Raw genomic sequence first — 15,425 nt, 5'->3', positions numbered from 1 at the left:
TGAAAAAGGCGGTCGAAAAACAATTTTCAACCGCCTTTTTCATGAATATTCAATAAATTTCTATTGCCTGCGCAAATTCACCGCTTCCATGATCAATACTTCTCTACGCCACTTTTCAAATATTGAGCAAAAGCAGCAATGTCAAAATTAGCCCCTTGTGGCTTTTGAAGTACCTGCTCGTTACGAGGGTCGATTAGTACATAGTATGGTTGCGAATTGGCTTTGAAACGAGTCGTTTGCAAAACACTCCATTTTTTCCCTAATGTTTTAACAAGCTTTCCATCTATTTCTTTTTGTTCTGCTGTGGGTAACTCGGTGCGGTCGTCTACATAAAGTTGAATCAACACATAATCATTTTTGATTTGATTCAATACCGATGCGTCGGGCCACACACTTGCTTCCATTTTACGACAATTGACACAAGCATGACCTGTAAAATCTATAAGTACAGGTTTTCCTACTTTTTTGGCATAAGCCATTCCTTCATCATAATCAAAGAATGCATCCAAACCGAGTGGGGCGTGAAAGATTTCTCCGTACTTATGAGTATTGGTAGTAGAAATACTAGGTTGCCCCATCGAACGTGAATACAAATCAAAATCTTGTGTTTGTTGTGGTGGTAAAAAAGCTGAAATCGCTTTTAAAGGCGCACCCCAAAGTCCAGGCAACATATAGAGAGAGAAACTCAAAGAGATTACAGCCAAAAAGAAGCGAGGAACGCCAATTGTTTCGAGTGGTGTATCATGCGCAAAACGGATTTTACCTAATAAATAAAAGCCCAACAAGGCAAAAAGGATAATCCATAATACTAAAAACACCTCTCGATCAAACCACTCCCAGTGATAAGCCAAGTCTACATTTGATAAAAACTTTAAGGATAAAGCAAGTTCCAAAAACCCTAATACCACTTTGATAGAATTCAACCACCCTCCTGATTTTGGCAAAGTTTTGAGCCAAGATGGGAACATGGCAAAAAGTGTGAATGGTAAAGCCAAGGAAATAGCAAAACCTAACATTCCAACGGCTGGACCTAAAATAGCACCTGTAGTGGCAGCTTGTACAAGCAAAGTTCCAATGATGGGTCCCGTACAAGAAAACGACACTAGCGACAAGGTAGATGCCATAAAGAATATGCCGAGATAGCCTCCTTTATCCACTTTTTGGTCTAACTTATTCGCCCAGCTACTTGGTAAAACTAGCTCGAATGCCCCTAAAAATGACGCTGCAAAGACAACTAGCATCAAGAAAAAGATAAAGTTGAATACGCCATTTGAAGAAAGGTTATTCAGTGCATCAGCTCCAAATACGATGGTTATGATTAAACCTAAGGCTACATATATGACCACAATCGACAATCCATAGACCAAGGAATCACGAATCCCTGCCGAACGACTTTCTGCTTGTTTGGTAAAAAAGCTTACGGTCATGGGAAGCAAAGGAAATATACATGGCATAAACACTGCTGCTAAGCCTCCAAGTAGTCCAGCAATAAAAGTCATCCACAGCGAATCAGCATTAGTTTCGGTAGGTGGTGCCGTGACTGTTGCCTCGACAGATTTAACTACTGTATCACTTTTACTTTGTGGCAAGGTATCATCTTTGGCAACTTTTTTGGTAACAGAATCCTCTGTCTGTAATGGAATGATTGTTGGTTCTGCTACTGCTATTTCCTCCTCCACTCCTATGGCTTTAACAGGAATTTTAAAATCGACTTCCTCTGGTGGCAAACATCTTTCATCATCACAAACCATATATTCCAACGAACCCTTGACGACAGAATTAGGCTTTTTGAGTTTGAATTTCTGGGCAAAAACCGCCTGATTTTCAAACCAGCTAATATTCATATTGAAAGTTTTCTCAAAACCTTCCATCAACTTGGTACGTTCCTCTACCTTTCCAATGGGTTCGTATTCTTTAGATGATTTAAAAGAAAAGGTCGTCGGCAAAGGTCCTCCAGACTTTACATGTTGAGAATAGATATGCCATCCTGCATCTATTTGTGCAGTCAAAATCACTTCAACCTCTCCTTTTGCTAACGTTTTAGCACTAAACTTCCACGAAACAGGAGTAAATATCTGAGCCTGTCCCCAAAGAGACAGGCTACAGAAAAGCACGAAAAAGAGCTTTTTCATGAAAATGGATAATTTAAAATCTTATTTTGTATGATTTACAATCCAATCGCCAATAGTTGTGAGCACTTGAGGTGGAAATGCCTTTTTGAGCTTACTATATTCGGCAGGAGTACATTCTTGGCAAGTTAAAAACAGATGATTGACATCGGGAACCTCAACAGTAGTAACGTCCTTATTGCCTCCTTCTTTTGCTAACTTTTCGATGTTTGATAAATTATCTTGACAAGCAACAAACAAATCTTTATCACCATTCAAAGCCAAAATAGGAGCCTTGATTTTGGGAATAAATTTGGCTGGATCAAATGTTATATGATAACGATACCAAGCGCCAGTCGCTTGCATGGTATAAGAGTAAATGGGGAAACGGAAATGGTCAAACTTAATATCTAAAGATTTCACATATTCATCATCCTTCTTTTTCCATGTATCATAGGTTTCTTGCATCACCTTTGCCAACCCCAGTGAATCTTTTTCCACGTTGTCATACACCGTCTGGAACATCAATTCATTGATTTCGTTATAACGCTTTTTGTCATGGTCAGGAATTTTGGCAGTAGCTACCAAGGCAGCGTTTTGCTTTCGCAATGCATCTATTCCTTTGGTAGCCAAACCCGCCATACTAACTAAAAACGCAATATCCTTATGTCTTGAGCTAACAATAAAACTCACAGCACCACCTTCACTATGCCCCAATAATCCAATCTTTTTTGTATCTACCTGAGGCTGTTTTTTCAAAAAATCAATTCCTGCTTCTATATCTTGGGCAAAATCTTCAGTGGTTGCTTGTTGATAAATACCTGTTGTTTTGCCAACGCCTCGGTCGTCTATGCGCAAAACTGCAATACCTCTACTGTTGAGATAGCTAGCTAGTTCAGCAAAAAACTTAAATCCAGCCATTGAGCCATCACGATCTTGTGGACCTGTACCCGAGATAAAAATCACCGCAGGAACTTTCTTTGAATTGTCAGGTAAAGAAAACGTCGCCCCGTAGGTGATTTTACCTCTTGTATAAGTCACACTATCACTTTTTACTCCTTTTGCCTGAATCGTATAATTTACTACCAAGGCTAAAAGCACTCCTACTACTCCACTTTTCATTGCTATTCTGCTTTTTTGGTTAATTCAATCATTGCCGAAATTTCATCTGCCAAACCCGTTGCACTTCCTTTGAAACCTACCGTGATAAAACGTAGTTTTCCGTTTTTATCAATAATCAGTTTTTGTGGAATACCAGAAATACTAAACGCTTTACAAATTCTATTGAAAACTTCATCATTAGCCTTTTCGGTTGGAAGTTTGTTATCAAAAAGCACAGTAAAAGGATAATTATTCTCTTTGATATATTGCATGATTTCCTGTTTGTAGTTAGGAGAGCGTTCCTCGGTATCAACAAAGAAAAATACTACATTCGGGTCATTTTTGTATTTTTCTACCGCCAGTTTCATACCTGGAAAAGACGCTTTACAAGGCACACACCAAGTAGCCCAAAAATCCATCACGATTGTTTTTCCTCTCAAATCTTTAAACTTCACTATCTTGCCTGTACCATCCTTCATGGTCCAATCAGGCATAGATTTATTAATCATAATAGACTTTAGCTCGTCTAATTCTTTGCTTGCCAATTCAGGATTTTTAAGTCCAGACACATAGGTATCAAAGCCATTTTCAGAACCTCTCGCACGGATATAATCTTTTTTCAATAAATCTAACATTTCAGGAGAACTCTGATTTTCGTGCATACTTTTCACTAAAACCTCCTGTAACAAATCATATTTTTTGAAATGGTCTAACAACAAAGCCTGTTCGTTATTGAGCATAGCTGATTTGAACATAAAGTATTTCTGAGCACGATTGGCTAAGTCCATTGCCTCCTCAAAGTTGCCTGTATTGCGTAAAATCCCGATTTGAGTAAGTGCAAGATTCTGGTTAAAAATCTTTTCATACTCTACAGCCCATTCATTCGGTGACAAAAACCAATATTCTACAGGTCGCTGATTTTTGAATAATTCCATTCGTTTGACCATTGCTCTAGCAGGAGCCAACAGCTGTGAATCATCAACATCCTTTCTTTTATGCGCAATATCAATACACTTATAATAAATCGTAGGAATACTTATTGCTGGGAGCTCTGCACTCATCTTCTCTAGACTAGCATAACCTTTTTGCATCATAGCTTGAATAGCCATCGACAAATACACATTGGTATAGTTTACCATTCGTTTTTCATTGAATGTATAGTCTGCATCACGATAAGGGAACTGCTTCAAAAATGCCTTACACAGTTCGATTTTCTTTCCAAAATCACGTTCAAAATTAAGTTGTTGATAGGCTTTCAATCGTGCCAAATCACCCGATGGATAAGTACTTAAAATAACTTTTTCCAAAGAGTCTGAAGTTGTTTTATTATTTAATGGATGCTGATAAAGAGACAATAATCTCATCAAATTCTGTTCAGTAGGGCTTTTCTTCAAAAAAGCTACCACACGATTCACTCTTACCAAAGATGGTTCACCTTGCATTTTGAATAATGCTTGACAGAAAGGCACTGAAAGTGCCTCGCTTGCCTCTTTGGGATGAAAACTAATTTCCTGATTTAGCCAGAAATACACCGCAGAGTCACTAATATTCTGTTTTTCTAAGTAATTCTTTACTCCGTAACCAAAGTTTGAGGCACGCATAAGTCCCCAACCTGCATATCCTCCCGGAGCAAATCTCCCTGTATCATCAATCAACATTTGAGAAAATGAAAACTCATTATTGGTATCCTCTAATTCTCCACTTTTAAATTTTACACTCAACATTCCACAAGTATTTGATAGCTTAAGATTAGCTTTCCAGATACCATTTTCTTCCTTAAAAGCTAAATCATTTACCTGCCAAACATAATTTTCGTAGGTATAAACAACAGCCTTAATATCTTTTTTTCCTGCCAAAGGCGAACCTTCAGGATTATAAGTAATCGTAATTTCTTGACCAGGTTTTGCACGAAATGGATCAAACTTTACCCTAGAGTTAGGGTCTTGAGCAAACAACACTTGAGCAAATAGTAGGATAAATCCTAGGAGCATCTTTTTCATGGAGAGCGTAATTTTTTAATTGTTGTAAAAAGCGATGGTTTTTGCAGGAAAGTTGATGACTGTCTTATAAAGTTGTAGAAATGGCGTTCCCAACAATCCTTGGATAGGCAGTTGATGAGAAGCGTCCACATTAATTTTGTTTTCGGTCATAGCCATAAACATATCTTTAAAAAGTAAGGATTCTAATTTGGACTCGGGTAAATAGCCAGTAATACTCTTTTGAGTGCTACCCTCTGCTCCACCTACATTTTCGGTCATAACCTCTTCCAATAGCGGACTAATTGCCGAGCTATAGGGCTGATATATCACATTGGCATTAGCACCACAATCTATACCCAACTGGTATGTTTTTCCATGAATCGTTAGAGGTACAATTGGAATATGTCTTTCTTGAGAAAAAGGAATACTCAACAAAGCTTTGGTAAGTTTGGGTGATTTTTCTAAAGTCAGTAGTTGATTTTTGTAGTCAAAAGTTACGACATAGTCTTTCATCCATTCATAACCTAGTAAGCCCAAAAAGGGAAATTCTGACTTCTCCATAGGAGACGAAACCAGTGTTTTGTTGGAAATTTCGATCGTTCCTATTTTTAGATTATCCACATTTGACAAACGAACATCTTTCATCGAACCATTCAGTCCAGAAAAAGAAGTAAAGGGATTTCCTTGTATTTTGGAAGCATATTGACGATTGAGTATTACCACAGGACATCCACTATCGAGCTGAAAATAACCTTTTTGACCATTGAGTTCTGCCTCGATAAATATCAATCCATTACGCATATTAAAAGGTAATGTAACCTTTTCAGGAAAAATGCCAGCTAAGATTGGCATTTCTGGTTCGGGTATCCTTGCTGATTTGATAATCCCGAGTTCTTTCACTTTTTCCTTTCCAAAAACAAAATAAGGATGCCCCTCTTTATTGTCCTGATATTTTACGTCAAGTTGTACTTTTGTCAATACACCATTCGCCTCTTGGCTTACGATTTTATAACTAGCAATAGCGACGTATTTTTCTAAAATAGCTGGCAGAATAATGGCATTTTGCCCTTTGGGTAAATTGGCGATGGTACAACTATCGTCTACCATTGTGAGTAATAGAGGAACATTCTTTTGATTAATTGCCGTAATCAAGGCATCCACTCTTTCGGGAATTGTTTGAGCGTACAAGGGACTAAAAGCCGAAATTCCCAAGATGCCAATAAGTTTGCGTAACATAATTTGGGGTAGTCAGAGTGCCACGAAGACACTCTGACTGATTCATTATTAAGGATTAGAAACGAGTTCTGGATTCATTTTAGTAAGATATTGTGCAATTGGTAACACATATCGTTTACTATCTGGGGCCAAAGTGTAAGTTACGCCATTGAATGTGCGAGTGATTGTTTTTTGGAACAATGGTTCACTTTTCAAACGACGCATATCCCACCAACGAAGCATACGGAAACAAAACTCACGACGGCGCTCATTGATTACTTTTACCAAAGCATCGTCATTCGAAGTAGCTGTCAAAGGCGTGTAGGCTGTTGACAAAACACGATTTTTACGAAGATTATTAACCCATGTCATCGCTTGAGCAGCCTGTCCAGCTCTTGCCAAAGATTCTGCTTTGATGAGCATCATTTCGGGTACAGACGGACCAAGATTTCGGTTTTCACCTGTGATAATTTCACGGTAAAAATAACGACCTGTATAAGTTGATGACACACGAGAAGCAGGTACCGTAAATAGATTGTAACGTTGGTCGTTGGCATCAAAAAGCGACAATAAATCGTCACTTAAGCGCATAGCTGTTGGCGTGTAAGCGCTCGTTCCATAAGAAGCGATTTTTGACAACAAAATTTCAGGGTCATTAATACGCTTAGGAAAAGTACTTGTTGCTGTCATGGTAGCCATATTATTGAGAGTACTTCTCAATGCCAAAGCACTATCAGCATACACTTCCGCCATTTTGTAGTTGCTCATGTACAAATAGGTACGAGCCAACAGTCCATACGCCGACGGTTTAGATGGCAAGGTATTATATTGTTGTGTTGCTAGCAGATTAGGCAACGCTTGCTTCAAATCTGTGAGAATTTGTTGGTAAACTGTTTCAACACTAGCACGATTTAGACTTTGAGAAAACGTTTGGGTCAATAAAAGCGGTACTCCCAAGTCACTCGATGCTGTAGTTGCATTATATGGTTTGCCATATTGGTTTACCAATGTCAAGTATGCATCTGCACGATGTACCAAGGCTTCCGCCATTAATTTTGCCTTATCCATTTCTGGACCATTACTTGTAGGCAGTTCGCTAATAATAGTATTCGTTCTGAAAATACGAGCATACATGGTATTCCAGTCGGTGTCATTTTCATAACTTGTACTAAGTGGGAAAATGTCATCTTGCCATGTATAGGTATTTTTGTAATAGCTATACGAAATGTTTAACAAACTCGTCTGTTGAGCGGCATCCACGATGGCTATATCATCACTAGCCAAATCCCCGAGGATAATTCCTGTTTCGTAAGCCGAAGTATTATTCAATAAGTAACGATAATTGGTTACATCTTTTGGTACTAAACTTCCTTGTGTTTTTATATCCACAAAGCTTTCACATCCACCTGTAAACAATCCTAGGTTCACAAGGCTAAAAAGTATTGCTATCTTTTTCACGACTTTATTTATTAGAAGTTTACGTTAAGTGAAGCTGTAAATGATCTTGATGGTGGTAATCCTAATGTTGTACTCGACAGCGGACTAGCAAATACAGGATCAAAACCTTCTTTATTTTTTGTCCAAATCAATCCAAGGTTACGTGCAGCCACTCCCAGAGAAGCAGACTTGATACCAAGTTTCCCTAAGATTTTGGGTTCTATTTGATAAGTCAATGAGATTTCACGCAAACGCACATAATCACCAGGCAATACATTAATATCAGAATACTGATAGCGGAAAAGACTCAATGAAGCATAAATTCCTGCCATTCCTGGTACATTGGTGGTTAGTTCATCTCCTGCTTGTCTCCAACGTTTGGCAATATCTGCACTCAAATCATATTTCAAACCAGTGTTTCGAGCTGTCCCTGGGTATGCTGATACCGAAGGTTTTACGAAGACATTTCCAAAACTATAATTGACAATGGTATATAACGAAAATGCTTTATAACGCAACGTAGCATTGAACGACCCAAAATAAGGTGCTGTTAGTCGACCTACATACTTGAGGGCATCGATAGAAGTGATTGACTGACTGGCAGCTACTTTTTCACCTTTTTCGTTAAAAATTTGCGTCATACCCGTCGCATCCAAGCCTGCAAATTGATATACCATTAACTTATCTGTTGTATATCCTTTAATCCATGTTTGGCTAATTGGATTAGATAAGAATGAAGAAGATGGTACAAAACGTGTATCGGTTACGACATTGGTGTTATAAGAAAACGTTACCCCAGCTTGGATTCCCCAATTATCTTGACGAACGGCATCTCCTCTAAGTGCTACCTCGACACCATGACCTGAAAGTGAGGTGGTATTACGCTTCAAAGTATTGACACCGTAAGTAGGGTTTACAGGAAACTCATATATGATATTTCGACCTTCTTTATTATAAATATCGATACTACCACTCAGACGTCTGTTGAATAAGCCAAAGTCTAACCCGAAGTTGGTTACATAAGTATTTTCCCAACGCAATGTTGGATTGGCAGGATTCAAAATATCGCCGTAAGGATTGGTCGTTGTGAAATCAGAGCCCGCTATGTACATACTTGTAAATGGATACATATCTGTAGCGATGTTACCATTCACTCCGTATGTTGTTCTTAAGCCCAACGTATTTATCCAAGAAATCCCTTTAAAAAACTCCTCTTGATCGGCATTCCACTTCAAACCTGTTGACCAAAGCGGGGTAGCACGAAACTCCTGAGCAAGTCCAAAATTGTTATAGTCATCATAACGAGCACTTCCCGAAAGTACATAGCGATTTCTGAAAGTATAAGAGCCATTAGAGTAGTAAGACAAATAACGGCGTGTTTTATCACCTTGCGTTGGTGAACCTCCTAATGAGGAGATTCCTCCTATTGCTGTTGTATAGGTCGAAGCATAATTAACATTCTGAACAATACCTGTTTGCATATTATACCCATAAAGCGTAGCTCCTCCCTGACTAGCATTAGTCTCACGTATCTCGGCCCCAGCAATAACATTTACTTGGTGGTCTTGTCCAAAATTTTCGTTGTATGCCAACTGACCTCTCAAACTGTAATTATTGAGTTGGGTATTGGTTTGTTGCAAAACGCCTCCGTTTGGTACAGCATTTACCAATTGCCCAGCAGCATTTGCTACTGTCGACATATTGATTAAATCTCTTGTATAATAAGTATCTGGCGAATTATATACTTTACTCAATGAGAATGTTCTTTCATTGCTATAAAAACCAATCGCTGATAATCCTTTAAAAATGGGTACTGTTACATTTACGGTAGCTAAATAGTTGTTATCATAAGCTGTATTATTTACAAAATCTTGTTCGTCAAGGTAATTATATCGCCAAGGCATATATCCTTTGGCTTCTAGTCCACTTAGATAGCTACTGTAATAGTTTCTTGAATATGATACTCGATTGCCATTATCATCTATCAATTGATTATAAGGCATAAATGTAGTTAAGCTAGGTGAAAACAAGGTTGATAACCCCACTGCTCCTTGTTGGTAATTGAACAATGACGCTTTTAAATTGGTAGCAATCGTTACTTTGTTAAAAACTTTGAAAGTATTATTCATCGTCAAAGTCATACGCTCGCCTTTTGTTCCTACAGTCGAAGGTTGTTCTTTACTATAAGACAAACCATAATAGTAGTTCGAAACATTGCCTCCTCCCATAATCGAGAAGTTGTATTGCTGATTGGTAGCAGGCGTCAGAATATACTTTGATACCTGATCTAATCCATTAGTTTTTGTACGCAAGTCACCGATAGCAGCATCGTATGCCGTTTGCGAAAGTCTTCCCGCCTTCAACTGTAATGTCAAATCTGTTGCACGACTTACGGTTTGAGGAAACAACGTTGTCGTAAGAGGATTTATCAGCAATCCTTTATTCACGATTTCTTGTTCGTAGTCAATGGTTTGATCAACAGTCATCAATTTGAGGTAATTCAAACGAGGACGTTCACTTGACATAAAATCAGCCGAAAAGCTAACTTTAGGCGCTTGATTATTAGATCCCCTTTTGGTAGTGATTACAATTACACCATTGGCAGCTCTTGTTCCCCAAATAGAGGCTGCGGCGGCATCTTTAAGAATGGTGATATTGTCGATGTCTCTTGGATTAAAGGTTTTCAAATCCAAATCTGTAATAGAGCCATCTACGACAATCAAAGGCATTTTTTCTCCAGAGTTGGTTGTCACACCACGAATCAACATATTATAATCAGATGCGCCAATGGTACGAGTTCCACCATTAATTGAATAGCGTGTGTTGTTATAAGTAAATGTGTTATCTCCCGAATAGGTCTGTACATCCAAACCTGGTACTAGTCCTTCTAATCTTTGGATAACATTCGGCACAGGGATTTTTTCTAAATCTTTAGCACTCACACTACTAAAAGCACCTGTTGCACGCTCTTTAGGTAATGACTGATAACCTGTACTAACTACAGCTACCTCGTTCATCATCTTGCTTGCTTCGGCTTCCATCTGGATATTTAACATTCCGATACCACTGATGGTCAGCTCTTTTTCCTTATATCCTACATAAGTTACCACCAGCTTATCTCCAGCTTTCATGCCCGAAAGATTGTATTCGCCACGTTCATTGGCAGTAGTACCTTTACGAGTGCCTTTTACCCAAACGTTGGCCCATGGTAATGAAACACCATCAATGCCTGTGATTGCTCCTCTAAGAATCAAATCTTCGTCTTCCATTTCCTTATAAGCCACCACCGTTGCTGTAGATTTTGGTGGTTCTGCGGGCGTTTCGGGATTTTTGAAAAACCGAGCATCACGGGCTACAATACTGTACGAATTGCCACTTACGTACAAGAAAAGTAGGTTATTAGGATATAAAATATCCTTCAATATCTCTTCAACAGAGGAGTTATTCAATGCCGACGCTTGGGTCGTTTTGCCATTTAGTAAATTGTGTTCATAAGCAAATTTGGTTTTAAATTTTTTCTCTATTTGAGAGATAGCATCCTTCAAAGGAATCGTTTTTTGCTGACTAAAAGCAATAAAGTTCAGGAGTACCAACAATACGCTGGTGCCCAGTATTTTCGAAATCGAATGTTTCATACGATGTTACCGTGATCTTAAATAAATGATTCTTCCTTCTTTATAGATATTTACGTTTAAGATATTGGATAGGGTGTAAAGGATAGTCTCCTCGCTATTGAAGGCTATAGTTCCATCAATTTGCTTGGACGCTAGGGTTGAGTCTTCTAGAACGACTTTGTACCCGTAGGTATCTTCGAAGTTGTCAATAATCTGTCGTGCAGTCAGACCACTTACAACCATATTTCCTTCGAGCCAAGCCTCGGGCACGTTCCGAGTTTGTTCTAGGGTTTGTTTTTGCAAAATGCCATTGTAACGGACAATCTCTCCTGGCTTCATGATAATAGCCTGAGACTGATTTTCAGCTTGCACTCTAATCTTACCCCTCAACAACGCAATCTGAACTTGTTGGCGACGCTGTTTTACATTAAATTCTGTACCTAAGACATCCACCAATATTTTGCCTGCATGCAGGCGAAACTCTTCCTTGTCTTGGATATGAGTGGGGTCGGCATTCAAATGTTTTACATTCAAATACACTTCCCCACTTACCCACACTTCACGTTTGTTTTGCCAAGCCCAAGCTCGATGGTAACTAATCGAGGAGTTCGCATTTAAGGTCACTATACTATTATCGGGCAAGATGATTCTTTTTTGCTGTGCATATTCGGTCGAAATAGTAATCATTGATTGCGCATACCAACCGATTCCCACCGCTATTGTCAACATAGCTGCTGCGGCAACCGAAGCAACTCTAACCCATTTGATAATTTTATTTCGTTTTTCTTGTTGTCCAATACTCGTCTGAATATCGGCAAATAGGCTTGCGCCAAAATCTTTCGCTGGCTTAATGCGTTCAGCGGTCAATACAGTTCTTAATATCAACAATGCTTGTTGATACGCTTTCAAATTTTCGGGCTGGCTTTTTTGCCATTCTTCCCACTGTTGACGTTCTTCTTCTGCACCTTCTTTGACCCAACGGATAAAACCCGCATCACTCAAAAAATCTTCCGTAGAATATGTATTGTACTTTTCCATCTATTGCCAGATTTATTTGGCTTCTATATATACAAACCGAATAATTTTTGCCATTACCCCATAGAAGCCAATTTTTTTTCACTTTTTTTTAATATTTCTATAACTATTTATTTAAAAACAATATAATTGACTGATAAACAGAAAGTTAACGACTTATTTATTCTCTCATCTATCTAAAATAAAAATATCTTATGAAGCACTGTTACAGAATGTTACATAGCTATGTGCATAAACAGAGTAGAGATAGCTTCATCATTTACTCAAAAATATGAGACAAGCACTGATAACAGAGATATGATTAATTGAAAATGACTTTTAATTAGTAGAAAATAGATGAGCATATCGTCTCAAAAGCGTTCTTAGAGAATTCCTTTGAGACGAAGAAGTAGAATAAGACTGATAATACTTGAGTTTGGCATATCCAAAATGCCACGTAGGGTTTCTAATGCACGACTATTGAGCTTGTACACCCCTTTTACCGAGATGTCCATCATGGCTGCAATCTCGTTGTATTCCAATTCTTCGAAATAACGCAAATAAAGCACCTCCTTCTGTCGAGGGCTAAGTTGATTTAAAGCCTGAAGTACCTTTTGAGCTTGTTCATCGGTTTGTTCAAGCTTGGTAATTTCTATTTCTGCATTAAAAGTGATATGAAAAGATTCGGCTTCTTCCATATCCACATAATACAGGTTGCTTTTCTTTGTAGTTTGATTGAGGATAAAGTTGCGGAGTGATGCCAGCAAATAATAGCGAATATTATCTGTCGTACCTGTTGTAGTACGATTCATCCAGAGTTTTACAAACAAATCATGTACATAATCGCGAACGAGTTCTTCATTTTGCAACTTACGCATCCCATACTCGTAGAGGGCTTTATAATGTTGGTTATAAATAGCCTCAAAAGCCTCTCGCTCCCCTGTCAAAAAGGTTTCCCATAAGTATGTATCCTTGGTTTGCATCAAAGCTTCTTGGTGATTAGTTATCGTAGTATTACAAATTTATAAAAAAACTAAGTCTATCCTCTATGCTACATTTTACCAAAATATAACTTACCCTATTAAAATAAGTATTTATACCGATAAAAAACAAAAGCCCCTTCGTGCTTTTGAGTACACAAAGGGGCTTCTGTTATAATTAGCCAATACTTTTTACCGTAATTACAGGGTCAGGGAATTGAATTCCGACACTATCAAATTGTTTTTTGATATGTTCATTCATAAAATACTGTGTTTTATCTAAATCGGTGGCATTTACCCACAATTTCACCTCCCAGACAATAGCGCTGTCGGTAAGTCTACCCACCAGCACATCATTATTTTTATCTTTTTGGACAAAAGAGCATTCGCTTATTACATCCTTAATTGCCTTACGGGTAACATCTATGTCATTGGACATCGCCACCTGAAATTGCATATCCAATCGAATAACCCCTTTTCTTGAAATATTCACTACTGGCGAAGTGGATAAGCTACCATTGGGTAATATGATAGTTCGATGACTTGTGGTACTTATTACGGTGTTAAAAATCTGAATGGACTCTACGTAACCAGTATAGCCATGCACTGTTATCAATTCCCCTACTCGGAATGGTTTAAAAACTAAAATAAGTACTCCTCCAGCAAAATTTGACAAGCTTCCTTGCAAAGCCAAGCCTATGGCTAAACCTGCGGCACCCAATGCGGCAATAAAAGAAGAGGTTTCTATTCCCAAAATTCCAGCGCAACTCAGTACCAACATAATATTCAATGCTGCACGAACTAAAGAAGCTAAAAATGGCTGAACATCGGGATCAATACTTTCTAATTTCATTTTAGAATGCATCAGCCCTATTACTTTTTTAATAAGCAAACGCCCAATGAAAAACATCAATAGGGACATCAATACTTTTGTACCGTATTGTAACAATAACGGCAAAACCTTGTCCTCGAAATTGGTCAAATAATTATGGGCTAAATACATAAAGTTCATAGCTGTAAACAAATAAAGCGCCCTTGCAACAAGGACGCTTTACGTATAAATGTCAAATATAATTATTTCTCTACTTGAGAGTAATTTAGTTCAACTGGAGTATTACGGCCAAAGATTTTAACCATAACATTCAATTTCTTCTTATCGTCGAAGATTTCTTCTACAGTACCTTCAAAAGAAGAGAATGGACCATCAATAACTCTGATAGTTTCTCCTTTTGTAAATGACAATGTTGCTACTTCTTCAATTGGAGCAACCTCATCAATTTTCCCTAAGATACGCTTGATTTCGCTTTGGCGTAAAGGGATTGGTGTTTTAGACGTTTTACCATCATTCCAGCTCAAGAAACCAATTACACCTGGCATTGAAGTAATAATGTGTGAAACCTCACCATATTTAATATCAGCTTCTACGAAAACATAACCTGGAAATAAAGTCTTTTCACGAACAATTTTCTTACCGTTACGAATTTCGTAAGTCTTTTCAGTAGGTAACATCACTTGAGGAACGTACTCTGTAAGACCTTGTCTTTGCACCTCGTTCTCAAGATATGTTTTTATCTTTTTCTCCTGTCCTGAAACTGCTCTCAAGACATACCAATTAGTTTCTGCCATCTTTAATAATGATTTCTTTGAGATTGAGAACAAAATCTGTTTGTAAAAGAACAGTTCGTCAGCTCAATTAGAATGACTGATAGAACAACTCTAGACCAGACTTGAACAAAAAGTCGATAAGACCAACCACAAGAGCAAAAATCAAAGAAGCAACCAATACTAGCGTAGAGCTTGCTTGCAATTCACTAAACTTTGGCCATGTTACGTTTTGTGTAACTTCAGTCCAAGAATCTTTAAATAATTGTGTTAACTTATTCATGTTCTTTGTAATGTTATGAAGCTACGAGCTTTCTTTGGTTTGCTTTTCGCTTGTAAAAAGTGATGCTATCCTTTATAAACTTTAAAGTTCCG

Annotated in this window: 11 protein-coding genes; all 11 read right to left on the bottom strand. The window is 38.1% G+C overall.

The features are described 5' to 3' along the window. Nucleotides 1-92: 92 nt before the first annotated feature. Nucleotides 93-2,132 (bottom strand): protein-disulfide reductase DsbD family protein, encoded by a 2,040-nt coding sequence (locus QM481_RS09545; protein WP_283381563.1) that lies wholly within the window; start codon nucleotides 2,130-2,132, stop codon nucleotides 93-95. A 21-nt stretch (nucleotides 2,133-2,153) separates the two neighbouring features. Next, nucleotides 2,154-3,230, bottom strand: a complete 1,077-nt coding sequence (locus QM481_RS09540) for an alpha/beta hydrolase family protein (RefSeq protein ID WP_283381562.1) — start codon at nucleotides 3,228-3,230, stop codon at nucleotides 2,154-2,156. Nucleotides 3,231-3,232: 2 nt separating this feature from the next. Next, the gene (locus QM481_RS09535) at nucleotides 3,233-5,209 is read right to left on the bottom strand and encodes a TlpA family protein disulfide reductase (RefSeq protein WP_283381561.1); all 1,977 of its coding nucleotides are present in this window, start codon (nucleotides 5,207-5,209) and stop codon (nucleotides 3,233-3,235) included. A gap of 15 nt (nucleotides 5,210-5,224) precedes the next feature. Next, complete coding sequence (locus QM481_RS09530) at nucleotides 5,225-6,424, bottom strand: aspartyl protease family protein (RefSeq protein ID WP_283381560.1); 1,200 nt, start codon at nucleotides 6,422-6,424, stop codon at nucleotides 5,225-5,227. A 48-nt stretch (nucleotides 6,425-6,472) separates the two neighbouring features. Next, a complete protein-coding gene (locus tag QM481_RS09525; RefSeq protein WP_283381559.1) occupies nucleotides 6,473-7,861 on the bottom strand; it encodes a RagB/SusD family nutrient uptake outer membrane protein in 1,389 nt (462 codons plus the stop codon). 11 nt (nucleotides 7,862-7,872) lie between these two features. Beyond that, nucleotides 7,873-11,475, bottom strand: coding sequence for a SusC/RagA family TonB-linked outer membrane protein (locus QM481_RS09520; protein WP_283381558.1), 3,603 nt, complete (start codon nucleotides 11,473-11,475; stop codon nucleotides 7,873-7,875). 6 nt (nucleotides 11,476-11,481) lie between these two features. After that, nucleotides 11,482-12,492: a FecR family protein gene (locus tag QM481_RS09515; protein WP_283381557.1), complete on the bottom strand. Its 1,011-nt coding sequence runs from the start codon at nucleotides 12,490-12,492 to the stop codon at nucleotides 11,482-11,484. 359 nt (nucleotides 12,493-12,851) lie between these two features. Further along, nucleotides 12,852-13,451: an RNA polymerase sigma factor gene (locus tag QM481_RS09510; protein WP_283371401.1), complete on the bottom strand. Its 600-nt coding sequence runs from the start codon at nucleotides 13,449-13,451 to the stop codon at nucleotides 12,852-12,854. A gap of 175 nt (nucleotides 13,452-13,626) precedes the next feature. Then, complete coding sequence (locus QM481_RS09505; RefSeq protein ID WP_283381556.1) at nucleotides 13,627-14,460, bottom strand: mechanosensitive ion channel family protein; 834 nt, start codon at nucleotides 14,458-14,460, stop codon at nucleotides 13,627-13,629. 62 nt (nucleotides 14,461-14,522) lie between these two features. After that, nucleotides 14,523-15,074, bottom strand: a complete 552-nt coding sequence (nusG, locus tag QM481_RS09500) for a transcription termination/antitermination protein NusG (RefSeq protein WP_095161148.1) — start codon at nucleotides 15,072-15,074, stop codon at nucleotides 14,523-14,525. Nucleotides 15,075-15,141: 67 nt separating this feature from the next. Continuing rightward, nucleotides 15,142-15,333 (bottom strand): preprotein translocase subunit SecE, encoded by a 192-nt coding sequence (secE, locus tag QM481_RS09495; protein WP_283381555.1) that lies wholly within the window; start codon nucleotides 15,331-15,333, stop codon nucleotides 15,142-15,144. Nucleotides 15,334-15,425: the final 92 nt, after the last annotated feature.

This window comes from Flectobacillus rivi (assembly GCF_030056655.1).
Classification (GTDB): domain Bacteria; phylum Bacteroidota; class Bacteroidia; order Cytophagales; family Spirosomataceae; genus Flectobacillus; species Flectobacillus rivi.
Note: the sequence above shows the minus strand (reverse complement) of the source record. Positions and strands in the feature narration are given on the sequence as shown.